The sequence below is a fragment of the Streptomyces sp. NPDC048255 genome, assembly GCF_040652415.1.
Lineage (GTDB): Bacteria > Actinomycetota > Actinomycetes > Streptomycetales > Streptomycetaceae > Streptomyces.
The window spans coordinates 1-1,014 of record NZ_JBEZMA010000165.1 but is presented as its reverse complement, the minus strand read 5'-3'; the positions used below and the strand labels follow the sequence as shown (position 1 = coordinate 1,014).

Genomic DNA, 1,014 nt, shown 5'->3' with positions numbered 1-1,014 from the left:
GCAAGCGATTCCTCGATTAGTGAAGCTCCACGACTCCGCGGAAGCGGGACAGATTGTCGCGATCATCCGTGGACAATTTCGCTTCTGCGAGTCGTAGCGCGTCTGAAAGTCGGCGAGCCGAGGCAGCGTTTACTCCCGCCTCCTGAAGAAACTCAACGTTCTTCAGCGCATCGCCGCTGCATAAGCGCATATGCCACTGCCCGCCGCGCTTCTCTAGCAGCACACGACCGGCGTAAGCGCCTTGGAACCAGTCAGCGATGGCATAGGGGCCTGCGAGAGCAATAGGCTCAACCCTAAGCGGCGTGTAGGGGCGAGTCCAAGTTCCGATCAAGGTAGCGCGTATGGCCTGCCGATCTTCCACATCCTCGGGCGCTGCGCAGGCGGTGAGCGAGATCAAAGACGCTAAGGCCAAAGTCCGTAGTGTAGACACGTGAAGGCAGCCGATCATGGGCGCGACTCCCTAGCCCATCCCCTTTCAGGGGCGCCTGGAGGCTATCCAAAGCTGACGCTGGATCGCTTCAAGAATCAAGGCCATCGCCAGATGTAGTCCCGACGCAACGGTGCCAACCTTGCGTCGCTCCCGACCTTCGAGGCCATCGGCGGCCTGCCGAAGGCTTCGATGCAAGGCAACGGATTGCTCGCTGCCTGGTGGAAAAAGGCTGAAGTCGAACAGGCCCGGCAAGCGCGTGTTGAGCGTCGTCAACAGCGCTTCCTGCGCCAAAGCCGAATAGACCTCGCCGAAGGATAAATTGCCTTCAGGATGCCGCTCCGCGGCGGCATTGAGTTCGAAGCCGATGAAGGTGAGGGTGCTAAGTAAGGGAAGTTGATCGTTCATTCCGTTTTCCGATTCATAGAGTCTGACGTCACGCGTTACGCGGCCCAGGCGCGGGTAGTACGGCTCGAAGCCAGAGGAATCCGCCGATAGCGGAAAGGACAGAGGCCGCGAGAATCCCCAGCACCGCCTCTTGGTACAGCAGTGGCTCGGCGTAAGCCAGAGATGCGATAAACAAGCTC

General features: G+C 59.7%; 3 protein-coding genes. All 3 read right to left on the bottom strand.

Features of this window, described 5'->3' with window-relative positions; all coding sequences use genetic code 11:
* Positions 1 to 16 precede the first annotated feature (16 nt).
* The 3 genes from AB0D94_RS37980 to AB0D94_RS37970 are packed head-to-tail and all read right to left on the bottom strand — an operon-like array spanning position 17 to position 1,010.
* The gene (locus AB0D94_RS37980; protein WP_362062592.1) at positions 17 to 448 is read right to left on the bottom strand and encodes a copper uptake system-associated protein; all 432 of its coding nucleotides are present in this window, start codon (positions 446 to 448) and stop codon (positions 17 to 19) included.
* Between the two features lie 27 nt (positions 449 to 475).
* Positions 476 to 835: a hypothetical protein gene (locus AB0D94_RS37975; RefSeq protein ID WP_096376347.1), complete on the bottom strand. Its 360-nt coding sequence runs from the start codon at positions 833 to 835 to the stop codon at positions 476 to 478.
* A 28-nt stretch (positions 836 to 863) separates the two neighbouring features.
* Positions 864 to 1,010, bottom strand: coding sequence for a hypothetical protein (locus AB0D94_RS37970; RefSeq protein ID WP_362062595.1), 147 nt, complete (start codon positions 1,008 to 1,010; stop codon positions 864 to 866).
* Positions 1,011 to 1,014: the final 4 nt, after the last annotated feature.

Coding starts and splice junctions, on each gene's coding strand:
- AB0D94_RS37975 (WP_096376347.1), bottom strand. CDS start 835: ATGAACGATCAACTTCCCTTACTTAGCACCCTCACCTTCATCGGCTTC.
- AB0D94_RS37980 (WP_362062592.1), bottom strand. CDS start 448: ATGATCGGCTGCCTTCACGTGTCTACACTACGGACTTTGGCCTTAGCG.